This window comes from Deinococcus sp. YIM 134068 (genome assembly GCF_036543075.1).
Classification (GTDB): domain Bacteria; phylum Deinococcota; class Deinococci; order Deinococcales; family Deinococcaceae; genus Deinococcus; species Deinococcus lichenicola.
The window spans coordinates 210,228-231,346 of record NZ_JAZHPF010000004.1 but is presented as its reverse complement, the minus strand read 5'-3'; the positions used below and the strand labels follow the sequence as shown (position 1 = coordinate 231,346).

22 protein-coding genes are annotated in these 21,119 nt (G+C 70.3%); 18 read left to right on the top strand and 4 right to left on the bottom strand.

Annotation, left to right across the window (positions count from 1 at the left end):
* The first annotated feature begins 43 nt into the window (after positions 1 to 43).
* The 6 genes from V3W47_RS06780 to V3W47_RS06755 are packed head-to-tail and all read left to right on the top strand — an operon-like array spanning position 44 to position 3,529.
* A complete protein-coding gene (locus tag V3W47_RS06780) occupies positions 44 to 622 on the top strand; it encodes a TlpA family protein disulfide reductase (protein ID WP_331824426.1) in 579 nt (192 codons plus the stop codon).
* A complete protein-coding gene (locus V3W47_RS06775; protein ID WP_331824425.1) occupies positions 619 to 1,134 on the top strand; it encodes a cytochrome c-type biogenesis protein in 516 nt (171 codons plus the stop codon). Before V3W47_RS06780 ends, V3W47_RS06775 begins: the two co-directional genes overlap by 4 nt.
* A complete protein-coding gene (locus V3W47_RS06770; protein ID WP_331824424.1) occupies positions 1,131 to 2,195 on the top strand; it encodes a c-type cytochrome in 1,065 nt (354 codons plus the stop codon). The genes V3W47_RS06775 and V3W47_RS06770 overlap by 4 nt, the downstream gene beginning before the upstream one ends.
* Positions 2,192 to 2,770 (top strand): Rieske 2Fe-2S domain-containing protein, encoded by a 579-nt coding sequence (locus V3W47_RS06765; protein ID WP_331824423.1) that lies wholly within the window; start codon positions 2,192 to 2,194, stop codon positions 2,768 to 2,770. The genes V3W47_RS06770 and V3W47_RS06765 overlap by 4 nt, the downstream gene beginning before the upstream one ends.
* A gap of 31 nt (positions 2,771 to 2,801) precedes the next feature.
* Positions 2,802 to 3,035: a KTSC domain-containing protein gene (locus V3W47_RS06760; protein ID WP_331824422.1), complete on the top strand. Its 234-nt coding sequence runs from the start codon at positions 2,802 to 2,804 to the stop codon at positions 3,033 to 3,035.
* Positions 3,032 to 3,529 carry a GNAT family N-acetyltransferase gene (locus V3W47_RS06755; RefSeq protein ID WP_331824421.1) on the top strand — a complete coding sequence of 166 codons (498 nt, stop codon included), beginning with the start codon at positions 3,032 to 3,034 and terminating at the stop codon, positions 3,527 to 3,529. Before V3W47_RS06760 ends, V3W47_RS06755 begins: the two co-directional genes overlap by 4 nt.
* Before the next feature lie 168 nt (positions 3,530 to 3,697).
* Here V3W47_RS06755 and V3W47_RS06750 read toward each other — a convergent pair whose 3' ends face one another.
* A complete protein-coding gene (locus V3W47_RS06750; RefSeq protein WP_331824420.1) occupies positions 3,698 to 3,994 on the bottom strand; it encodes a hypothetical protein in 297 nt (98 codons plus the stop codon).
* A gap of 158 nt (positions 3,995 to 4,152) precedes the next feature.
* On the opposite strand from V3W47_RS06750, the gene V3W47_RS06745 reads away from it, so the two are divergent.
* From V3W47_RS06745 to V3W47_RS06730, 4 genes are all read left to right on the top strand, one after another.
* Positions 4,153 to 5,031 carry an HpcH/HpaI aldolase/citrate lyase family protein gene (locus V3W47_RS06745; RefSeq protein WP_331824419.1) on the top strand — a complete coding sequence of 293 codons (879 nt, stop codon included), beginning with the start codon at positions 4,153 to 4,155 and terminating at the stop codon, positions 5,029 to 5,031.
* 8 nt (positions 5,032 to 5,039) lie between these two features.
* A complete protein-coding gene (locus V3W47_RS06740; RefSeq protein WP_331824459.1) occupies positions 5,040 to 5,510 on the top strand; it encodes a MaoC family dehydratase in 471 nt (156 codons plus the stop codon).
* A 64-nt stretch (positions 5,511 to 5,574) separates the two neighbouring features.
* Entirely contained in the window at positions 5,575 to 5,943 is a 369-nt protein-coding gene (locus V3W47_RS06735; protein ID WP_331824418.1) for a type II toxin-antitoxin system RelE/ParE family toxin, read from the top strand.
* 2 nt (positions 5,944 to 5,945) lie between these two features.
* Positions 5,946 to 6,239, top strand: coding sequence for a helix-turn-helix domain-containing protein (locus V3W47_RS06730; protein WP_331824417.1), 294 nt, complete (start codon positions 5,946 to 5,948; stop codon positions 6,237 to 6,239).
* Between the two features lie 142 nt (positions 6,240 to 6,381).
* Here V3W47_RS06730 and V3W47_RS06725 read toward each other — a convergent pair whose 3' ends face one another.
* Positions 6,382 to 7,752, bottom strand: a complete 1,371-nt coding sequence (locus V3W47_RS06725; protein WP_331824416.1) for an MATE family efflux transporter — start codon at positions 7,750 to 7,752, stop codon at positions 6,382 to 6,384.
* Positions 7,753 to 7,938: 186 nt separating this feature from the next.
* On the opposite strand from V3W47_RS06725, the gene V3W47_RS06720 reads away from it, so the two are divergent.
* The gene (locus tag V3W47_RS06720; protein WP_331824415.1) at positions 7,939 to 9,063 is read left to right on the top strand and encodes a Gfo/Idh/MocA family protein; all 1,125 of its coding nucleotides are present in this window, start codon (positions 7,939 to 7,941) and stop codon (positions 9,061 to 9,063) included.
* A gap of 78 nt (positions 9,064 to 9,141) precedes the next feature.
* Here V3W47_RS06720 and V3W47_RS06715 read toward each other — a convergent pair whose 3' ends face one another.
* Entirely contained in the window at positions 9,142 to 10,116 is a 975-nt protein-coding gene (locus V3W47_RS06715; protein ID WP_331824458.1) for an aldo/keto reductase, read from the bottom strand.
* 206 nt (positions 10,117 to 10,322) lie between these two features.
* Between V3W47_RS06715 and lysS the strand changes: the two genes are divergently transcribed.
* Genes lysS through V3W47_RS06695 form a run of 4 tightly spaced genes read left to right on the top strand, consistent with a single transcriptional unit; the run spans position 10,323 to position 13,954 of the window.
* On the top strand, positions 10,323 to 11,492 hold the full coding sequence (gene lysS / locus V3W47_RS06710; RefSeq protein ID WP_331824414.1) for a homocitrate synthase: 1,170 nt from the start codon (positions 10,323 to 10,325) through the stop codon (positions 11,490 to 11,492).
* Complete coding sequence (locus V3W47_RS19680) at positions 11,485 to 11,937, top strand: contact-dependent growth inhibition system immunity protein (RefSeq protein ID WP_442877208.1); 453 nt, start codon at positions 11,485 to 11,487, stop codon at positions 11,935 to 11,937. Before lysS ends, V3W47_RS19680 begins: the two co-directional genes overlap by 8 nt.
* Positions 11,938 to 11,957: 20 nt before the next feature.
* Complete coding sequence (locus tag V3W47_RS06700; protein WP_331824412.1) at positions 11,958 to 12,770, top strand: PhzF family phenazine biosynthesis protein; 813 nt, start codon at positions 11,958 to 11,960, stop codon at positions 12,768 to 12,770.
* The gene (locus tag V3W47_RS06695; RefSeq protein ID WP_331824411.1) at positions 12,767 to 13,954 is read left to right on the top strand and encodes a benzoate/H(+) symporter BenE family transporter; all 1,188 of its coding nucleotides are present in this window, start codon (positions 12,767 to 12,769) and stop codon (positions 13,952 to 13,954) included. Before V3W47_RS06700 ends, V3W47_RS06695 begins: the two co-directional genes overlap by 4 nt.
* 66 nt (positions 13,955 to 14,020) lie before the next feature.
* Here V3W47_RS06695 and V3W47_RS06690 read toward each other — a convergent pair whose 3' ends face one another.
* Entirely contained in the window at positions 14,021 to 15,094 is a 1,074-nt protein-coding gene (locus V3W47_RS06690) for a PhoH family protein (protein ID WP_331824410.1), read from the bottom strand.
* Positions 15,095 to 15,619: 525 nt separating this feature from the next.
* Between V3W47_RS06690 and aroE the strand changes: the two genes are divergently transcribed.
* The 3 genes from aroE to V3W47_RS06675 are packed head-to-tail and all read left to right on the top strand — an operon-like array spanning position 15,620 to position 21,020.
* Positions 15,620 to 16,432 carry a shikimate dehydrogenase gene (gene aroE, locus V3W47_RS06685; RefSeq protein WP_331824409.1) on the top strand — a complete coding sequence of 271 codons (813 nt, stop codon included), beginning with the start codon at positions 15,620 to 15,622 and terminating at the stop codon, positions 16,430 to 16,432.
* Positions 16,429 to 19,764 (top strand): PAS domain S-box protein, encoded by a 3,336-nt coding sequence (locus tag V3W47_RS06680; protein ID WP_331824408.1) that lies wholly within the window; start codon positions 16,429 to 16,431, stop codon positions 19,762 to 19,764. Before aroE ends, V3W47_RS06680 begins: the two co-directional genes overlap by 4 nt.
* Complete coding sequence (locus V3W47_RS06675; RefSeq protein ID WP_331824407.1) at positions 19,761 to 21,020, top strand: hybrid sensor histidine kinase/response regulator; 1,260 nt, start codon at positions 19,761 to 19,763, stop codon at positions 21,018 to 21,020. The genes V3W47_RS06680 and V3W47_RS06675 overlap by 4 nt, the downstream gene beginning before the upstream one ends.
* The last annotated feature ends 99 nt before the right edge of the window (positions 21,021 to 21,119 follow it).

Sequence of the window (21,119 nt, the reverse complement as noted above, 5' to 3'; positions counted from 1 at the left end):
CCTGACGCCTAACGCCTAACTCCTTCTCACAAGGAACGAACCCATGACAGAGCTGGTCAACAACTCCAAATCAAAGGCACCCGCCCCGCTGTGGCGTCGTCTGCTGCCGCCCCTGCTGGCCGCCGCACTGGTGGCGGTGCTGGGCGCGGCGCTGCTGAGTCCGGCGCGGAATGCCACGGACGGCGGGCCGCTCGTGGGCAAGGCGGCCCCGACGTTCACGCTGGAGAGTCTGGACGGCGCGCAGGTCAGCCTCGCATCGCTGCGGGGGCGGCCCGTCGTGCTCAACTTCTGGGCGTCGTGGTGCGGGCCGTGCCGGGAGGAGGCACCCCTCTTCCGCGAACTCAGCGAGCGGCAGGGGGCCGGGCAGGGTCTCGCGGTCGTCGGCATCCTCTTTCAGGAGACGAGGGAGCAAAGCGCCCGCGACTTCATCCGCGAGTACGCTCTCGCCTACCCCTCCCTGCGCGACCCCGGCATCCGCACGGGCATCAATTACGGCGTGGCGGGCATTCCCGAAACCGTCTTCATCGACGAGGAGGGCATCATCCGGCACGTGGACCGGGGCGGCCTGAGCCGGGAGCGGCTGAACGCGGGGCTGGAGAAGATCGGGGTGGAGGGGCTGTGAGGCGGTCAGCCGTCAGCCGTCAGCCGTCAGCCCTTCGGCGGCTGTTGCCTTCCGCCCTCTGCCTTCTGCTGTCCGCCTCCCTCGCGCTCACGCCCGAGCAGGAGACGCGGGCCGAGCGGCTGGGCACGAACCTGCGCTGCCCGATCTGCACGGGGGTGCCCATCACGGAGAGCACGAACGACATCAGCCGGGAGATGCTGCGGGACGTGCGCGAGCAGGTGGCGGCGGGGCGCAGCGACCGGGAGGTGTACGCCTACTTCGCGGCGCGGTACGGAAACTTCGTGCTGCTGGACCCGCCGAAGGAAGGGAGCAACCTGCTGCTGTGGGGCGCTCCCCTGCTCGCGCTGGCGGGGGGTGGGGCGGCGCTGTGGCGCTTCCTGCGGCGGCCTGTGGTGACGGCTCAGACGGCACCCGTCGCGGTGTCCCCCGTGGCCGACGAGGGCTTCGACCCCTTCCTCGCGCAGGTGCGGCGGGAGACCCGGCGGGATGACGGGACGGGGGACGGCGCATGATCTTCAGCCTCGTTCTGTTCGCGCTGATCGTCGTGGCGGCACTCGTCCTCGTCCTTCAACCACTGCGGGGTGGGGTGCCCGCCGACCCGGACGCCCCGGAGCGCGGGCGACTCACCGCCGAGCGGGAGCGGTTGTATGCCGAACTCGCCAGCCTGAGCGACGAGTCGCGCCGTCCCGACCTCGAACGCCGCGCGGCGCTGACGCTGCGGGCGCTCGACGCGCTGCCGCCCGCCCCTCCCCCGAGGGAACGGAGTGGGCGCACGCGGACGCTGGCGCTGTCTGGCCTCACCGTGGCCGCGCTCGTTACAGTGGCCGGGGCCGTGACCCTCGTGCCGCGCTGGCAGCTCGCCTCGCTGGGGGCGGCGGAGGCGCAGGACGTGCGCGACACCCTCGCCCTGCCGGGGCTGCGGCGGCGGGCGGAGGCGACGGGCGACAAGGGCGCGTATCTCGCGTGGGGCCGGGCGGCCTTCGACTCCGCCCAGTACAGCCAGGCCGTCACCGCCTACGCCAGCGCCCTGCGGCTCGACGCGCGGCAGCCCGAGGCCCTGCGGCGGCTGGGCATCCTGCTCCTCACGCGGCCCGACCAGGCGGGCACCCAGACCGGCGACCAGACCCCCTCGCCCGAGGACACGCGGCAGGCGTTCCGGCTCATTCAGGCGGCGGCGCAACTCGCCCCGAGGGAGCCGGAGTCGCAACTCCTGCTCGGGTTCGCGCTCGCCCGCTTCGGGCAGGACGCGGACGCGCTGGCGGCGTTGGAACGCTACCGCACGCTCGACCCGAAGGGCCGCGACGCCGACGAACTCATCACGGCCATCCGCGCCCGCCGGAACGAGGGCGACCTCGGCCTCAAGATCTACGCCGCCAACTGCGCGAGCTGCCACGGTCCGAACGGCGGGGGCGGCCTCGGTCCCAGCCTGCGGGCCTCCAACCTGTCGCGGGGGGCGTTGCGGAGCGTCACCGTGAACGGCAAGGGGGCCATGCCCGCCTACCCGAACCTCAAGCCCGACGAGTTGAATGCCCTCCTCGATCTAATGGAACGCTGGCAGAAGGAAGGGTCGTGAGACCCAACCCCGTCAAACTCAGTCGCCGCAACCTCCTGGAACGTTGGTGGGTGGTGCCCGTGGCGGGAACGCTGGGGGCGTTCGGGTACATGGGGTGGTACGCCTCGCGCGTGACGTTCGGCAAGCGGGAGGCAGGCGAGCCGGAGTTCCAGCCGAGCGAGGCCGTCCGCGTCGCCGCCCGCGCCGATCTGGGCACCGATTGGGCCGAGCGTCCCTTCACCTACGACGGGCGGCCCTGCCTCCTGCTGCGGCTACCTGCCCCCGTCTCCGGCGGGTTGAGCGTGGACGGCGCGTACTACGCGGCCTACTCGCGCGTCTGCACCCATCTCGGCTGCGCGGTCAACCTCGTGCGTGACCCGGAGGTGCTGGCCTTCGCATACAACTACCGCCCGCCCGAGGGGGAGCGGCACCCGCAACTCGGCTGCCCGTGTCACTACGCGGTGTTCGACCCCCTGAAAGCCGGGGAGGCCGTCTTCGGCAAGGCGAACGGGCCGCTTCCCCGCGTGCGGCTGGAGGCGCGCGGGGGCGACCTGTACGCGACGGGCATTGAGGCGGCACCAGCATTGGGCGGGTAGCGAGGGCAGAGCGTCCGTCTATGCTGCTGCTATGGACGTGATTCTGTTTCCGGTCGAGTCCAGCATGATGAGCCATATCGGGTACGACGGGGAAACGCGGACACTGACCATCCTCTTCCACAGCGGCAAACGGTACGAATACAGCGGCGTGGAACAGGAAGTGTTCGACGGCCTGCGAAACGCGACCTCGCCGGGGTCGTACTTCAAGACCTCCATCGACGACTGCTATGCATACAAACAGGTCAGGACGCGCGGGCGACGATGACCGACCTCACCTTCACGCGCGGGGATGTGAACGCGGCCTCCAGGGTGCTGACGGCAACCGCCGCGAACCTCGCCGCACGGGGAGAACCGCTCTGGCCCGTGTCCAGCCTGACGCCGGAGCGCCTGACGCGAAGTTACCCGGCGGAGGGCTGGCGTGTGGCGTGGCGGGGGGGCGTGGCCGTGGGCGCTTTCGTCCTGCTCGCCGAGAACGCGCTGTTCTGGCCGGAGGACGCCCCCGGCGCGGCGCTCTACCTGCATAAGCTCGGCATTCACCCGGACGCGCAAGGACGGCACCTCGCCTTTCAACTGTTGGAGGAGGCCAGGAGGGAGACGCGGGACACTGGACTCCCCTTTCTTCGCCTCGATACCGCCACCGCCCGTCCAAAACTCCACGCCCTCTATGAGGCGGCGGGCTTCCGGCGGGTGGACGAGCGGGAGGTGCGGGGCTTTCGCGTCGCCCGGTACGAGTTGCGGGTGGGCGCTGACAGGTCGTAGGCGGAAGGACCAGAAAGCGACCGAACTGGGAAGCGCCGATTCGGTCGTTCTAGAGCATTTGATAGAATCCCGTCATGCTGAGCGAAGCATCTCGCTCTGCCAATGGAGACCCCTCGCTTCGCTCAGGGTGACACCTCTTTTTTGGTCAAGTGCTCTGGGTTGAGATGATCAGCCCGCCCTGCCCACGAGGTCCGCTCCCCGGACGACCTGCTCCTGGAAGGTCTTCAGGGCCTCCACCTGCGCCCGCATCTGCGCGACGCCGCCCCGCACGAGGACGAACTCGGCGGGCGTGGTCCAGCCGGGGCGGGGAATGATCCTCAGCAGTTCCTCCAGATGGTCCGTCTCGACGAGTTCGCGCAGGCTGGCCTGAAGTCCCCGCACCTCGCGGATCAGCAGCTTGTGTTCGCGCTGGGTGTGGCGGGCGGCGTCGGCGGTGTCGGTCGTGGCGGTGTCGGTCGTGTTCATAGGTCTCCTCGCTCTCCTCGGCGCTCCTTCCCGTGTCCGGGGCACCTGACCTCATCCTCCACAGCGGGCGTGTCCTCGCCGTGTCCAGGGCCGGTCACGGCACGTACACTGGCGGCGATGTCCAACCTGTTTTTCCCCTCCCTAGCGTGGGGGACGGCGTGACTCCTGCGCCCGTTCCGCGCCCGCGCAGCGTCCTCTTCGCGCCCGGCAACCGTGCCGACCTCATCGCCAAGCTGCCCCGCGCACAGCCGGATGCCGTGGTCCTCGACCTGGAGGACGCCGTGCCCGCCACCCCGGAGGCGAAGGCATCGGCGCGCACGGTCACGCGGGACGCGGCGCGCGACCTGATCGCCGCCCATCCTCACCTCGCCGTCTTCGTGCGGGTGAACGCGCCGCACTCGCCCTTCTTTGCGGACGATCTCGCGGTGCTGACGCCCGAACTCGCGGGCGTGGTCGTGCCCAAGCTGGAGTCGGCGGCAGACGTGCGGCTGGCGGCGGAGGCGCTGACGGAACGCGGCCTGAGCCTCCCCCTCATGGCGGGGCTGGAGACGGGCGCGGGCGTGTGGAACGCGCGGGAGATTCTGGTGCCGCCCGTCGCGTGGGCGTACTTCGGGGCGGAGGATTACGTGACGGACCTGGGGGGCACGCGCACGCCCGGCACAGTGCCTCTTCCAAACCTGGAGGTTCTCTACGCCCGCTCGCGGGTCGCCCTCGCCGCGCGGCTGGCGGGGGTTCCGGCGCTCGACATCGTGGTGACGCGTCTGAATGACGCCTCCGCCTTCCGGGAGGACGCCGCGCAGGGCCGCGCGCTGGGGTACGCGGGCAAGCTGTGTATCCACCCGGCGCAGGTGGCCCTCGCCCACGAGACGTTCGGCCCCACCGACGCGGAGGCCGGGCGTGCCCGCCGTCTGCTGGATGCGGCGCACGAGGCGGCGCTCTCGGGCCGGGGCGTTCTCACCTTCGAGGGGCAGATGGTGGACGAGCCGATGCTCGCGCGGGCGCGGGCCATCCTGAGTGGGCGGGGGGAGCAGCCGTGACAGTACCACTGAACGAGGACCTGAACCGTCCCCAGGGCCGCTACTTCGAGGAGCTGCCCGTCGGCACCGTCATCCGCCACCGGGTCACGCGCACGGTCACGGAGGCCGATAACGTCTTCTTCACGACGCTGACGATGAATCCGCAGCCCCTCCACCTCGACCACGAGTACGCCGCCGCCACCGAGTTCGGACGCCCGCTCGTCAACAGCCTCCTGACCCTGAGCCTCCTCATCGGCCTGAGCGTCCACGAGCTGACACTGGGCACGCTCGTCGCCAACCTCGGCATGAATGACGTGGTGTTCCCGAAGCCCGTCTTCCACGGCGACACCCTGCGCGCCGAGTCGGAGGTGCTGGAGGTCCGCGAGAGCCGCAGCCGCCCGGACGCCGGAATCGTGACCGTGGAACACCGGGCCATCAACCAACGCGGCGAGGTGGTGGCGCGGTGCAGGCGGACGGCGCTGATGCAGCGGAGGGGGTAGGGGTTAGGAGTTAGGGAGAAGGCAGCTTCGCGGTCTTGTACTTATTTTGGTACACTCCTGTGGTGTGACCGCCCCACCCGAACCCGAAGCGCCACAACCCATCCTTGAGGTTCGGTTCTTCCGCACCACGGCGGGCAACGAACCCGTCCGGGAATGGTTGAGGTCGCTCACACGCGAGGACCGCAGGAGGATCGGGGAGGACATCAAGACCGCTCAATTTGGCTGGCCCATCGGGATGCTCCTCATCCGCAAGCTGGAGAAGAGCCTGTGGGAAGTTCGTACCACGCTGGAGGACGGCATCGCCCGCATCATCTTCACCGTCTTGGGCGACCGTATGATCCTGCTCCACGGATTCATCAAGAAGTTCCAGAAAACGCCCAAGAACGACCTTGAGGCCGCTCGGAAACGCTTAAGACAACTGGAGGACGAATAACGATGAAGAGCGAGTTCACGAGCAAGCATATTGGAAGCACTTTTGACGACTTCCTGGCTGAAGACGAGCTGCTGGCCGATGTCGAAGCTGTGGCCTTGAAGCGGGTCATCGCATTTCAGATTGAACAGGAGATGAGGCGTAGCGGCCTGACGAAAACCGAACTGGCCGCCCGCATGGAGACCAGCCGCTCAGCGGTGGACCGTCTGCTGGACCCCGAGAACCCTGCCGTCACACTGCGAACCCTGCAACGGGCGGCGGGCGTGTTGGGCAAGCGGCTCAGGCTTGAACTGGTTTAACTCCTGATGTGTTGCTACAGGGACGCCTCAAATCGACGCGGGAAGATTCTGCCCAAGTTCGTGAACAGCGTTCTGAGCACTGTTTGTCAAAGGCAGTGACCGCACCAGTTCCCCGATGCGGTCCCCACCTAGTCAACCTCCCTCAATCCGAGGCCGCCGCCACGCTCGCCGCCTGCTGTTCGATGACGCGCGGCCACGCCAGCTTCCGCGTACGCCAAGCGAAGATCAGGACCTTCACAATCTCCTCGGCCACGCGGGCGACCAGCACGCCCCACACGCCGAACCCCAACCCGAAAGCGAGCAGCCACGCCAGCGGGAGGCCGACCGCGAAGGCGCTCACGGCGTCCCCGATCAGCACGCCGCGCGTGTCGCTGCCCGAGGGAAGCACGCCGCCCCCGCGCACGAGGTTGGCGACCTTGACGACCTGCACGGCGGCGTTGATGAGGATGGCCCCGAGGGCGACCTCCCGCACGTCCGCACCCACAGCCGGGTACAGGGCGGGCAGCGCGAGGGCCGAGAGGGCGAACAGCACCCCGAAGACCACCCCGGTCACGAGGCCGAAGCGTTCCACCGCCTGCGCCCGCTCGCGCGCCAGCGCCGCATTTCCCTGCCCGACGGCCTGACCGATCAGGGCGGTCGCGGCAGGCACCAGCCCGGCAGAGGCCACGATGAAGATGCCCTCGATGGTGTTGGCGATCTGCACCCCGGCGAGCGCCGCCGTGCCCAGCCGCGCGAGGAACAGCGCGTACAGCAGGTTGCCCCCGGTCCACGCGAGTTGCGTCGCCGCCAGCGGGAGCGAGAGGTGGAGCAGTTCGCCCGTCAACACCCGGCCACTCCGCCCCACCCCCGACCACGCCGGGGGAATGAAGCCGCGCGGCCCGTACAGGAACGCGCCCAGCAGCACGACCCGGAGCGCCTGTCCCGCCACCGCGCCCCACGCTGCCCCGACCAGCCCGAGTTCGGGGAATCCGGCGAAGCCCGTCACGAGCGCGTACCCCAGCGCCACGTTCACCGCCGCCGCCGCGAAGGTGGCGAACATGGGCACGCGCGGCCTCTCCAGCGAGCGCAGCACGTTGCCCGCCACGATGCTCAGCACGATGAGGGGCGCGCCTAGCAGCGACACCCGGAAGAAGGGCGTGGCCGCCTCCGTCAGGTCGGGCGGGGCACCCAGCGCGGCGAGGACCGGGCGGGCGAAGACCCACAGCGCGAGCGCCAGCCCCAGCGTCAGCGCGGCGGCGAGCAGGAAGGCGGTGCCGGTCGTCCGGGCCACGGCCCCCCGGTCCCCCGCCCCGTGCGCCCGCGCGACGAGGATGCCCGCCCCGGTCCCCAGCGTGCCGAGCGTGAAGATCAGCATGAGGGTCACGTTGTTGGAGAAGCCGACGGCGGCCACGGCGGTCGCCCCGAGGCCCGCCACGATGAGTTGGGCGAGGAAATTGAAGAGCAGTTGAATCACGGCCTCCGCGCTGGCGGGCAGGGCGAGGCGCAGAATGTCACGCAGGTGAGCGGTGGGCACGGGTGAAAACCTCCGGCGCGCACTCTACGGGCACCGGGGGCGGGGCAAATCCGGCTTGGCTTAAGTTGCGGTGGGGGCGGGGCGAGTTCGTCCGAGGGAGTGGGACGCTGGCCTGAACTGGTCTAGAGGTACGAATCTGAAGGCAAAGCCGAACACGCGCTGCCTGTCAGGGTGTATCTCCACCACATGCCCGAACCTCTCCGCGTCGCCATCGTGGGCACCGCCGCCCGCTCCGACTATATGTACGGCCCGCTCGTGAAGGCCCTGCCCGAACACGTGGAGCTTGTCGGCGTGTGGGGGCGGAGCGAGGAGTCGGCGCGGCGGTTGGGGGAGAGTCTAGGCGTGCCTGCCTTCACCGACCTCGCCCGCCTCATCCAGGAGACGGGCGCGCAGGTCGGCATCGTCTCCGTCGCCTATGCCGCCAATGGGCAAGCCGGACTCATGGCGGTCGAACATGGGCTGCACGTCCTATTGGAAACGCCCATCGCGCACGATCTGGCCGAGGCGGACGCGATCATAGAGGCGGCGCGGAGCCGGGGTCTCAAGGTCGAGGTCGCCGAGCAGTTCCACCGCCGCCCGCTGGAGCAGATCAAGCTGCGGCTGATCGAGTCGGGCGTGTTCGGTCGGGTCCACTCCTCCTTCAACGATTTCGCGGGGCACGGCTACCACGGCGTCAGCGTGATGCGGAGCTACCTCGGCTTCGATGCCCGGCCCGTGCAGGTGGTCGGGATGGTGCGCGACTACCGCCTCGCGCCACACTGGTCCTTTCTGGCAAACACACGCGGCGAGCGCACGGAGACGCAGGAACACGGCCTCATCGAGTTCGAGGATGGGCGAGTCGGCGTCTTCCACTGGACGAGCGTGGGCTACGACTCCGCCCTGCGCTGGTGGCGGAGCAGCCGCTTTCTCGCCGAAAAGGGCATGGGCGTCACCGTGGGCATGGGCCACGACCTCGACGAACGCCTGAGCCTCCTCACCCCCGACGGTGAGGCTCCGCAGTTCATCACCCTCGAACGCCGCTTGGAACGCAACGACGGCGGCGCTCTGGTCTCTATCGTCGCCCACACCGGGGACCCTGGGCACCCCACCCTCGTGTGGGAGAACCCCTTCGCCACCGCCCGCAAGGGTCACAACCTCCAGTGGTCCGACGACGAGATCGGGGTGGCCGGATGTCTGCTGAGCCTCGTGGACGCGGTGAGGACGGGAGGCGAGCCGACCTATGGGGCCGAGCAGGCACGGCTCGATCAGGAGATCGTGCTGGCGATGCAGGAGTCGTCGCGGCGGGGCGGGCAGCCCGTGGAGGTGGGGTAGTGATGAGGGTTGAGCGATGAGTGATGAGGAAGAGCATAGCCGTGACCCCTCATCACCCATCACTCATGACTCATCACTTCAATCTGCCGCCCTGTACCAGTTCCGGTCCCAGCGGTGCCCGTACAGCCGCGCCACCGTTTCGGCGGGCAGGCCTCGTCCGTCGGCGAGGGCGGCGTTGCGCTCCACGTTCCGCACGCTCCGCATGCCCACGATGACGGTGCTCACCGCCGGGTGGCTGAGGACGAAACGCAGGGCGGTTTCGGGCAGTTGGGCGGACGAGATGTGCAATTCCTCCTCGATGGCGCGCAGACGGGGTTGCAATTCCACCTTGCGGTTGCCGCCGAAGTAATTGTTCCGCCAGTCGCCCTCGGGGAAGGTCGTGCCGGGCGTGATGTTCCCGGTCAGGCTCCCCTCGTCGAGCGCCACGCGGACGATCACGCCGACGCCGTTCGCGCGGCAGGCGTCGAGCAGGCGGTCCTGCGGCGACTGGTCGAAGACGTTGTAGATGACCTGCACCGTCTCCACCACGCCCTCCTCGACGGCCCGCACGGCGTTCTCCGGCTGGTGGTCGTTGATGGAGATGCCGAAGTGCCTGATCTTGCCGTCGCGCTTGAGCTGCGCCACCGCGTCCTGCCAGTCGCCCTGGCCCAGCCACGAGTCGTTCCAGACGTGGAACTGCTGCACGTCGATGGTGGGCAGGCCGAGACGTTCGAGGCTCTCCTCCGTGCAGCGGATCACGTGCTCGGCGGGAAAAGCCTCGTCGGCGGTCGTCCCCGGCGCGGCGGGCCACTGCTGGTTCTTGGGACTGATCTTGGTGGCGACGTACACGCCCTCATGCTCGCGGGCGACCTGTCCGACCAGCCGCTCGCTGTGGCCGCTGCCGTACCCCATCGCCGTGTCGATGAAATTGCCGCCCAGCTCGATGTACCGCCGCAGCGCGGTCAGGCTCTCGTCGTCCTGAGCGCCCTTCCACATGTCGGCCCCGATGCCCCACGCGCCGTACCCGATTTCCGTGACTTGCAGGCCCGTGCGGCCCAACGAACGCTTGTACATCGTCATGCGGGCACCCTACGCCGCGAGGAGGGCGGGCAGCGTGAAGCAAGGGTTCAGGAACGGGCGAGGACGGCGAATGACCGCTGGTGTTTCGGTGTGGCCTGAGAAGAAGTAGGCTCACCCGACTTACCGAATGACAACTGTATGCCTTGTTTTGGTTGACATTCACCAACCCTCCCGGCACAATGCCCGGACGAGACACCCCTATGACGACAGACTCCCCAGCTCCCCCCATCCCCGCCCGTTCGTGGGCGATCATCGACTCGACGCTGCGGGAGGGCGAGCAGTTCGCGCGCGGGAACTTCAGGGTAGGCGACAAGATCGAGATTGCGCGGGCGCTCGACGCCTTCGGGGTGGAGTTCATCGAGGTCACGACGCCGATGGTGAGCGCGCAGACGGCCCAGGACATCCGCCGGCTGACCGGGCTGGGGCTGAAGGCCAAGATTCTCACGCACGTCCGCTGCCATATGGACGACGTGGGGCGCGCGGTGGACCTCGGCGTGGACGGGCTGGACCTGCTGTTCGGCACGAGTTCCTTTCTCCGCGAGTTCTCCCACGGCAAGAGCATCGCGCAGATCATCGACACGGCCTCCGAGGTCATCGGGTGGATCAAGACGAATCACCCGGACCTCCAGATTCGCTTCAGCGCGGAGGACACCTTCCGCTCCCAGGAGGCGGACCTGATGGCCGTCTACGCGGCGGTCTCGGACCTCGGCGTTCACCGCGTCGGGCTGGCGGACACGGTGGGGGTCGCCACGCCCCGGCAGGTTTACACCCTTGTGCGCGAGGTAAGGAAGGTCATCCACGCCGAATGCGGCATCGAGTTCCACGGGCACAACGACACGGGCTGCGCGGTGTCCAACGCCTACGAGGCCATCGAGGCGGGGGCCACCCACATCGACACGACGATTCTGGGCATCGGCGAGCGCAACGGCATTACGCCGCTGGGGGGCTTCCTCGCGCGGATGTTCACCTTCGACCCGCAGGGCCTCATCGACAAGTACAACCTCGACCTGCTGCCCGAACTCGACCGCATGATCGCCCGGATGGTGGAGTTGCCGATTCCCTGGAACAACTACCTGACCGGCGAGTTCGCCTACAACCACAAGGCGGGAATGCACCTCAAGGCGATCTACCTCAACCCCGGCGCGTACGAGGCCATTCCGCCCGGCGTCTTCGGCGTGGGCCGCCGCATTCAGGCGGGCAGCAAGGTCACTGGCAAGCACGCCATCGCGTACAAGGCGCGCGAATTGGGCCTCCACTACGGCGAGGACGCCCTGCGCCGGGTGACGGACCACATCAAGGCGCTGGCCGAGCATAACGAGTTGGACGACGCGCATTTGGAGCAGGTGCTCAGGGAGTGGGTGAGTGCCTAAAGGGGAACGCGATCGGCGGAAGAAACGGCGCGAGGTGGACGTGGGACAGTCGCTCGCCCAACTCCACCACCTTTTACCGTTGGAGCCTTCGAGCTTCCGTTCGGGCCTGATCATCCGTTGCGAGCGCCTATTGATCACTCCCCTGCGACAGTTCGAGCCGGGCGACCTGCGGGTGATGCTGCACCAACGCTTCTACCCGGAGACGCTGGTGCCTCTCGCCCTGCCGTTGCTGGAAGGGGAGCCGTTGCTTGCCGCTGAGCTTTACCCTGGTGATCTTCTGAGCAGCGTATTGCATCAGACAGCCGACTTCTGGAGCGACTCACCTGACCTCTTCATTAGAACTCAGGCTGTTGCAGATCAGGCACTCCTCGGGGCTGAGTTATTCGAGTCAACGCGGAGGGACATAGAGGACTTCAAGGCAAGGACGGGTCCAGTCTCCCGGTGACGTGCTGAAATAACGCGGAGATGACCTCGACCGAGACCTCCGCCCTCTACCGCGTCCTCTCCCCGCCCAGCGTTGAGGGTGGAAAGACGGTTGCTATCTTCCCCACCGCCTCCGGCGACCTCCAAGCACGGACCGCTCAGTCTGCCTCGCCCCTCTCCGTCTTCATCGAGTCGGCGGACGTGAGCGGCGTGTCCCTGCGGGTCTTCACGCCAACGAAGGAGAGGGGCAGTTCAGATTCGGGGGCGTTGGCGGCGCTCGCCTTCCTTCAATCACAAGGGACGCTGCTGGACGTGGCCGACGTGACGATGGGCGGCGAAGTCATGCCCGCGCAACTGTGCGGCGGCGAGTGGCTGCTCAAGCAGGGGGATGTGACGGCGCGGGCGGTGGAGGCGGACCTCTCCCCCCTTGGTGTAGATACAGGAGGAGCGTGGGTCGCCTCGGTGAGTCGCCCGAATCTCGTGGTGGAAGTCGCGGATGTGGGGACGCTGGACGCCTTTACGCCGGACGCGGACGCCATATCGGCCCTCAACCGGGCGACGGACACGACGGGTCTGGTCCTCTTCGCGCCGGGCGGCGAGGGGCGGGCAGATGTGAGCTTCCGGGCTTTCGGTCCCTTGAAGGGCTTCCTGGAGGACGGGGCGAGCAGCAACATGTTCGCCTGCCTCGTCGGGGTGCTGGGGGTGACAGGCCGGTTGCCGACGGGGACGAACATGCTTCGTGGGGCACAGCGGATGCCGGGCGCTCCCTCGCGGCTGACGGCACAGTTCTCCCCTGCCCCGGACGGCGCGGCGGACGTGTGGGTGGGCGGGCGGGCGGAACGGTCGGCGCGTTGACCGCCATCTCCGACCTGCGGCGCGACAGCTCAGGATCGGCGATTACGGCGGGTTTCGTCGCGGTGGTCGTCGGCGCGGCGAGCAGCATCGGGCTGCTGGTGAACGCGGCGCGGGACTTCGGGCTGAGCCACGGGCAGACGGTGAGCTGGGTCCTCGCGTGCTACCTGGCGATCAGCGTGTCGGGCGGCGTGCTGACGTGGCGCTACCGGGCACCGATCAAGATGGCGTGGACGACGCCGGGGCTGGCCCTCGTCGCCTCGCTCGCCGCCGCGCGGGGCCTGAGCTACCCGGAGGTGCTGGGGGCCTACGTCCTGAGCGCCCTCATCATGACCGGGCTGGGGGTGACGGGCGCGTTCGAGAGCGTGACCCGCCGCATTCCGCCCGCGCTGGCGAACGCCCTGCTGGCCGGGGTGCTGCTGCCCTTCGTGCTGGGGGCGTTCCGGGCGCTGCCCGCCGAGCCTCTGCCCGTCGGCGGCATGATCGCGGTCTTCCTGGCGGGCCGGGTGTGGTTCGCGCGGTGGGCGGTTCCGGCGGCGCTGCTGGCGGGGGCGGCGCTGTCGCTCGCGGCGGGGGCGGTGGGGCCGCTCACGGGGGGCGGGTTGGGAACCCTGGTGTGGACGACCCCCACGTTCAGCCTGCGGGCCGTGCTCACCCTCGCCCTGCCCTTGACGGTGCTGACGCTCGCCTCCCAGCAGCTTCCCGGCGTGGCGGTGCTGCGGGCGTGCGGCTTCGGGCGGGTGCCGACCTCGCCGCTCATCACGTGGTCGGGGGTGGCGAGCCTGCTCTCGGCCCCCTTCGGGGCACACACGACGAACCTCGCGGCGATCACGGCGGCCATCGCGGCGGGCGAGGAGGCGCACCCCGACCCCGAGCGGCGCTGGGTGGCAGGCCTCAGCGCAGCCTTTTTCTACCTGCTGCTGGGCGTGTTCGCGGGCTGGGTGGTCGGCGCGGTGGGGGCCGTGCCCGCGCCCGTGGTCGCCGCGCTCGCCGGGCTGGCCCTCGTCTCCACCACCCTGAGCAGCACGTCCGCCGCCCTGTCCGCCGAGGGCGAGCGGGAGGCCGCCTTCCTCACCCTCGCCGTCACCGCGAGCGGGCTGACCTTCCTCGGCGTGGGGAGCGCGGTGTGGGGGCTTGTGCTGGGCGGGGGGCTGTTGTGGCTGACGCGGAGGAGGGCGGGGCGGTAGGCGAGAACCAAAGGGCGGGGCGGGCACCTCACGCTGGAAGGCCCGCCCGTCTCCTGACTTCTCGCCCTACTCCCGCGCGTCGACGATCTCCTCGGAGACGCTGGCGAGTTCGCCCCGGCGGGCGGCGCGCTTGTCCTGCTCGGCGTCCTCCACCTTCTCGTAGGCCTTGATGATCTTGCCCACGAGGGGGTGACGCACCACGTCCACGTCGGTGAATTCGTGCCACGCGATGCCCTCGATGTTGCCGAGCACGCGCTTGGCGACGGCCAGCCCGCTCGTGACGTGGCGCGGCAGGTCGATCTGGGTCACGTCGCCCGTCACCACGACCTTGGAGGAGAAGCCCATGCGGGTGAGGAACATCTTCATCTGCTCGCCCGTGGTGTTCTGGGCCTCGTCGAGGATCACGAAGGCGTCGTTCAAGGTCCTTCCGCGCATGAACGCCAGCGGAGCCACCTCGATCACCCCGCTCGTCAGGTAAGACTCGAACTTCTCCTGATCGAGCATGTCGTACAGCGCGTCGTACAGGGGGCGCAGGTACGGGTCGATCTTGGCCTGGAGGTCGCCGGGCAGGAAGCCCAGCCGCTCGCCCGCCTCCACCGCCGGGCGGGTCAGGATGATGCGCTTGACCTTCTTACCCTTCAGCGCCTGCACCGCCATCGCCACCGCGAGGTAGGTCTTGCCCGTCCCGGCGGGGCCGACCCCGAAGGTGATGTCCGACCCCTCGATCCGTTCGAGGTACACCTTCTGGCCGGGCGTCTTGGCCTTGAGGCCGCGCGGCAGGCTCAGGCCCGTGACCTGCGTCTCCTGCGCGAGGCTGCGGCCCTCGCCGCTCAGGCGGGCGCTCCTCAGCAGGCTCTCCGGGGTGAGTTCGCCGCCGGACCTCACCATGTCGAGGGCGTCACGCACCATGCGCTCGGCGGCCTGCACGTCGGCGCTCTCCCCGGTAATGGTGACGGTCTCGCCCCGCGCGATGATGCGGGCGGGCGTGAGTTCACGCATTCGCCGCAGGTTCGCGTCGCCCGCGCCCAGCAGCGCGAAGGCCTCCCGCTGGTTGGCAAGGCGCAGGGTCGCGGAGGCACCGCCGTTCGGGGCCTCGTTGGCAGGGGTCGGGGTGGGCTGGCCGGGGGTGCGGTCGGTCAAATCGTCTCCTGTCGGGGTGGGCGGCACTCATACAAGCGCACTCTCCCCCCAGCGTCATTTCCGGGGGGAGTCGGGAAAGCGTGGGTCATCTCGGGCGCTCACATTGTCCGGCGTCGGGGGGCAAGTGGGCGTGTGGCGACGCACAATCTCCCCCAGTTCCACCCACAGGCGAAAAGGGGTATGGGGGAGGTAAGTGGGCGTGGCCTGCCGTCGCCTCGGCTCGCTCTTCAACGTTCGATGTAGAAGAGGGTCCGGGGAAGTGGCGCACCTTCACCGTCTGGCAAGAGGACGAGCGGTGCTCGTCACCCCTCTCCCCAGCTCTCTCCCGCAGGGGGAGAGGGAGCAAAAAGCACGTCCGGCACGCCGACTTTCTTTTGCACGTCATTCAATACAAGGGAAAAGAGCGGTTCGACCACGCACATCAACCTCCTTCCCCTCACGGCTCCGGCCCCGTCCCGCTGGCGGCTGGAAGCTGGCCGCTGGCCGCCCCTCGCCCACCCGAAGCCGGACGCTAGACTGCCGGGCGTGAGTTCCCCCGACCTCCTGCGCGCCTTCCTGTACGCCGACCCGGCGGCGCATTCGCTGTCGCCCACCATGCACCGCGCCGCCTTCGCGCACGCGGGCCTCCGGGGCGAGTACACGGCGTTGCGCGTGCCCGCCGGGGAGCTGGGGGAGGCGCTGGAGCGGCTGCGCGTGCCCGGCGTCCTCGGCGCGAACCTCAGCCTGCCGCACAAGGAGGAGGCGCTGGCGTTCATGGACGACCTTTCGCCGGGGGCGCGGGCCATCGGGGCGGTGAACACGGTCGTTCACCGGGAGGGACGGCTGATCGGGGAGAACACGGACGCGCCGGGTCTGCTGGCCGCGTTGGAGGCGGCGGACGCGCCGGGGGGGGGCGTGGCGGTGGTCCTCGGCGCGGGGGGCGCGGCGCGGGCGGCGGTGTGGGCGCTGCGCTCGCGGGGCCACGACGTGCGGGTGGTGAACCGGACGTTCGAGAAGGCAGAGGCGCTGACCGCCGACCTCGGTGGCATGGCCCAGCCGCGCGAGGCGGTGCCGTGGAACGAGGTGACGCTCCTCGTGAATGCGAGCAGCGGCGGCCTGAGCGACCCGGACGCGACCCCGCTGCCCGACCCTCCCGCCCTCGCGCCGGGTGCCCTCCTGAGCGACATGGTGTACCAGCCGCGCGAGACCCGGCTGATGCGGGAGCTGCGCGCCACCGGAGCGCGGACCGAGAACGGCCTGCCCATGCTCGCCCATCAGGCGCGGCTGGCCTTTCGGGCGTGGACGGGAGCGGACGTGCCCGCCCTCGTGTTCCTGACGGCGCTGGAGACCCGGCGGTGACGGCGGCGTGGCTGACCCCACGGGGCCTGAACCGGCAGCGGGCGATCCCGCTCGCGGTGCTCGTGCTCGTGCTGCTGCTGACGGTGGCGGCCTCGGCGCTGCTGCACCGCTTCGTCCTCGACCAGCAGGAGGCGCGCTTCGAGCGGGAGACGGACGCCTACACCCTCGGGCTGCAGGGCCGCCTGAGCAGCTACGAGAACCTGCTGCGCGCCACCCGCTCGTTCTGGACGACGCAGGGGCAGGGGGAGGCGGACGGGCCGACCCAGGCCGCCTTCTCCTCCTACGTGGCGGGCCTGGGGCTGGAGGGCCGCTATCCGGGGGTGCAGGCGGTCGGCTTCATCCGCTGGACGGTCACGCCGGGGGGGGTCGTCTCCACGCCCATCACGCGGGTCGCCCCGCCGACGCCCGTGAACCTGCGGGTGCTGGGCTTCGACATGCTCACCGAACCCCGGCGACGCGAGGCCATCGGGCAGGCGCGGCGTCAGGGCACCGTGCAGGTCACGCGCCCGCTCGACCTCGTGCAGCGGGACGGGGCCGGACGACCCCTGCCGGGGCTGCTGCTGCTGCTGCCCGTGCGGGAGGGCGGGGCGCTGCGGGGCCTCGTGTACATCGCCGTGCGAACAGACCAGTTCCTCGCGGGCCTGATCCCGCCCGGTGCCGTGCCCGGCCTGGGCGTGCGGACGCTGCTCGACGGGGCGACGCTCCGGGGCGCGTCCCCGACCCCGGCGGGACCACCCGGCTTCACGCAGACCGCGCGGCTGCGGGCGGTGGGCGCGACGTGGGAGCTGCGCTTCGCGGCCCCGCCGAGCTTCGGGCAGGACCTCGCGGCGGGGGTGCCCGTGGCGGTCCTCGTGGCGGGGCTGCTCGTGGCGGGGCTGGCCTTCCTGCTCTCGCAGGCGCAGGTGGACGCCCGCGAGCGGGCCGAGGCGGCCAACCGCGACCTCGCGCGGTCACGCGAGCGGCTGGAGCGGTCGCGGGCGGAGTTCGAGGCGATCTTCCGGGCCATTCAGGACGCGGCGGCCTTCACGGACGCGGGCGGGTATATCCGGCTGGTGAATCCGGCGCTGGGCCAGCAGTTCGGGTACGCGCCGGGGGCGCTCGTCGGCGAGCCGCTCGCCCGGCTGCACCTCGACCCCCGGCTGGAGGGCCGCGCCACCTTCCAGCAGGTCACGACCCCCTACCGCCGCTCGGACGGAAGCGTCTTTTCCGGCGAGACGGGCCGCAGCGAGGTCGTCGGTCCCGGCGGCGAGGTGCTGGGGCTGCTGGAGGTCGTGCGCGACGTGACCGAGCGGGTGGAGGCCGAGCGTGCCCTCCAGGCGGGCGAGCGGCGCTACCGGGGGGTGCTCGACGCCATCCCGCAAATGGTCTGGGTGAGCGACCCCGGCGGCGGGGTGACGTACGTCAACGCCCAGCACCGCGAGCGGCTGGGGAGTGCGGGCGTGCGGGCGCGGGTCCACCCCGAGGACCGGGGCACGTACGCCCGGATGTGGCAGGACGCCTATGCGGGCGACGCCCACAGTCAGGGCGAGGTGCGGCTGGACCTGTCGGGGGAGGGGGGCGTGCCCGGCTACCGCTGGTTTACCCTGCGCGTCGCCCCCGTGCGCGGCGAGCGGGGGGAGGTGACGGAGTGGGTGGCCTCGGCGACCGACATCCACGACCGCCTCGTGGCCGAGCGGCTCGCCCAGCGCAACGAGGAACGCGCCCAGGGGGTCATCGAGGGCCTGCCGCAGATCGTGTGGCTCACCGATCCGCAGGGACGGCCCACCTACTTCAACCGCCGCTGGGCGGAGTACGTCGGGCCGGAGCGGGCGGGGGACACCTTCCTGACCCTGCTGCACCCCGGCGACCGCGCCGAGTACAGCGCGCGCTGGGCGGCGGCGGTGGCGTCGGGGCGGCCCTTCGAGGCCGAACACCGCCTGCTGGGCGCGGGTGGACACTACCGCACCTTCGTCACGCGCGGGCGGCCCGTGCGCGGAGCGGGCGGCGAGGTGCTGGAGTGGGTGGGCGCGAGCACCGACGTGGACGATCAGGTGCACGCCGAGGCGAGTGCGCGCCTCCTGGCCGACGTGTCCGAGCGGCTCTCGGCGCGCGCGGAGGACCCCCTGGCCGCGCGGCAGGGGCACTACCGGGCGGTGCTCGACCGCATCACCCTGCAACTCGCCGAGAGCGGGGCGCTGTGGGGGGCCGCGCCGGGGCTGCCCCTGCTCGCGGCCTCGCGGGTGGGGCAGGCGTGGCACGCGGCGGGGGTGCAGTCGGCGATGCGCGGCGCGCTGGAGGAGGTCGCGGGGGGGGGCGAGCCGCTCTTCGTGCGCTCCAGCCCCGTGCTCCACGAGGTCGGCGCGAGCGGGGCGGGCCTGTATCCCCTCACCGGGCGCGACGGCACCGCGCGCGGGGTGCTGGGGCTGACCTTTCGCCAGCCGCCCACCGACCGCGACCACGACCTCGCCCTCGAACTCGCCAAGAGGCTCGCCACCGCCCTCGACAACGACGCGCTGCGGCTCTCCGCCGAGGCCGCCCGCACCGATCTGGAGGCTCTCAACGCCTCGCTGGAGGAGCGCGTGGAGCAGCGCACCCTGGAGTTGCAGGACGCCAACCGCGAGCTGGAGGCCTTTTCCTACAGCGTCTCGCACGATCTCCGCACCCCGCTGCGGCACATCGTGGGCTTCGGGGACCTGCTGCGCAAGGACGTGCGGGGCGGCCTGAGTCCGAAGGGCGAGCGGTATCTGGGCGTCATCACCGACGCGGCGGGGCGGATGAGCCAACTCATCGACGACCTGCTGGAGTTCTCGCGGATGGGCCGCCAGGAACTCCGGCGCGGGCCGGTGGACCTGGGGGCCGTGGTCGCCGAGGCGTGGGCGGCGCTCGACCCCGACCGGGCGGGGCGGGAGGTGGAGACGCACTTCGCCCCGCTTCCCACCGTGCAGGGGGACGCCGCGCTGCTGACGCAGGTCTTCTCCAATCTGCTCGGCAACGCCCTGAAATACAGCCGCACCCGCGAGCGGGCGGTGGTGACGGTGACGGCGCAGACCGGGCCAGCCGAGGTCACGGTCACGGTGCGGGACAACGGGGTGGGCTTCGATCCCCGCTACGCGGATAAACTGTTCGGCGTGTTCCAACGCCTGCACCGCGCCGAGGAGTTCGAGGGCACCGGCATCGGCCTCGCCAACGTCCGCCGCATCGTCACCCGCCACGGGGGCCGCGTCCGCGCCGACGCCACCCCCGGCGAGGGCGCGAGCTTCCACGTCACCCTGCCGCTGGAGACCCCGCCCTTAGAGACGCTGCCGCCGGAGCCGCACGCTCCCGGCGCGGTGGAGATGGACCGGGCACCATGACCTCCTCCCAGCGCCCCACCCCCACCTCCGAGCGCACCCTTCCCGAACCCGGCGGGACGCTGCGTCTGCTGCACCTGGAGGACAACGAACTCGACCACGAACTCGTGGCCCTGCACCTGGAGAGCGACCTGGCCTGGAGCGTGCAGATCACGCGGGTGGAGGACGAACCCGACTTCCTGGCCGCGCTGGAATCGCACCGCCCGCACCTTGTCCTGAGCGACTACGCGCTGCCGAGCTACGACGGGCTGTCGGCCTACCACGCGGCGCACGCCTTCGACCCCAACCTGCCCTTCATCATCGTGACGGGCGCGATGGGCGAGGAGGTCGCGGTGGACACGCTGCGCCAGGGCGTGACCGACTACATCCTCAAGCAGCGGCTGGAGCGGCTGGCCCCCAGCGTGAAGCGCGCCATCGCCGAGGCCGACGCCAGAGAGCGCCGCGAACGGGCCGAGCAGGAGGTCCGCGAACTCAACCTCTCGCTTCAGGCCCGGCTGGAGGAGGTCGAGAGACTGCGCCGCATCGCCGAGGGGCAGCGGCAACGGCTGGAGGTGCAGGCCCGGCAACTGGAGGAGGCCCTGAACCTCCAGAAGACCTTCCTCGCCGAGACGAGCCACGAGCTGCGGACGCCCCTGACCGCCCTGCTGGGCTACCTGCGCCGGGCCGAGCGCGAGGCGGGCGGCTCCCAGACCCTGCTGGACGCCCAGCGCGTCGCCGAGAACATGACCCGGCTCGTCAACGACCTGCTGCAACTCTCGCGCGGCGAACTCGTGCAGGGCATCGAGATGCACTTCGTGAACGTGGGCAACATCGTCCGGCAGGTCGGGCGCGACTACGGGGTGAAGGCGAGTGCGCCGGACCTGGAGATCGTGGGCGACCCCGGACGCCTCACGCAGGTCTTCGTCAACCTCGTGAGCAACGCCATCCGCGTGTGCGGCAGCGCCGACCTCGTGAGCATCGAGGCCGATCAGAAAGGCGGGCATATCGAGGTCTGCGTCGTAGACCGTGGCCCCGGCGTCCCCGACCACATCAAGCCGCGCATCTTCGACAAGTTCTACCGGGGCAAGGAGGCGGGGTCGGCGGGCCTGGGCCTCACCATCGCCCAGCAGGTCACGCACGCCCACGGGGGCCACATCGACGTGCTCGACACGCCCGGCGGCGGCGCTACCTTTCGCGTCAGCCTGCCCCTCCCCGACGAGGACGAGGAGGACGAACTGGACGACTTCCTGACGCTGGGAGCGGACGATCTGACGGCGTGAGGAGTCGCCAGCCTCCAGTCGCCAGTCGCCAGGAAAAGACCGGGAGCCTGCCATCCCTTCCTCATCCCTCATTCCTCATCCCTTCCCCCACACGCTACC

Excerpts from the sequence above, each read along its gene's own strand:
- V3W47_RS06780 (WP_331824426.1), top strand. The coding sequence starts at position 44 with ATGACAGAGCTGGTCAACAACTCCAAATCAAAGGCACCCGCCCCGCTG.
- V3W47_RS06770 (WP_331824424.1), top strand. The coding sequence starts at position 1,131 with ATGATCTTCAGCCTCGTTCTGTTCGCGCTGATCGTCGTGGCGGCACTC.
- V3W47_RS06760 (WP_331824422.1), top strand. The coding sequence starts at position 2,802 with ATGGACGTGATTCTGTTTCCGGTCGAGTCCAGCATGATGAGCCATATC.
- V3W47_RS06755 (WP_331824421.1), top strand. The coding sequence starts at position 3,032 with ATGACCGACCTCACCTTCACGCGCGGGGATGTGAACGCGGCCTCCAGG.
- V3W47_RS06750 (WP_331824420.1), bottom strand. The coding sequence starts at position 3,994 with ATGAACACGACCGACACCGCCACGACCGACACCGCCGACGCCGCCCGC.
- V3W47_RS06730 (WP_331824417.1), top strand. The coding sequence starts at position 5,946 with ATGAAGAGCGAGTTCACGAGCAAGCATATTGGAAGCACTTTTGACGAC.
- V3W47_RS06720 (WP_331824415.1), top strand. The coding sequence starts at position 7,939 with ATGCCCGAACCTCTCCGCGTCGCCATCGTGGGCACCGCCGCCCGCTCC.
- V3W47_RS06715 (WP_331824458.1), bottom strand. The coding sequence starts at position 10,116 with ATGTACAAGCGTTCGTTGGGCCGCACGGGCCTGCAAGTCACGGAAATC.
- lysS (WP_331824414.1), top strand. The coding sequence starts at position 10,323 with ATGACGACAGACTCCCCAGCTCCCCCCATCCCCGCCCGTTCGTGGGCG.
- V3W47_RS06700 (WP_331824412.1), top strand. The coding sequence starts at position 11,958 with ATGACCTCGACCGAGACCTCCGCCCTCTACCGCGTCCTCTCCCCGCCC.
- V3W47_RS06675 (WP_331824407.1), top strand. The coding sequence starts at position 19,761 with ATGACCTCCTCCCAGCGCCCCACCCCCACCTCCGAGCGCACCCTTCCC.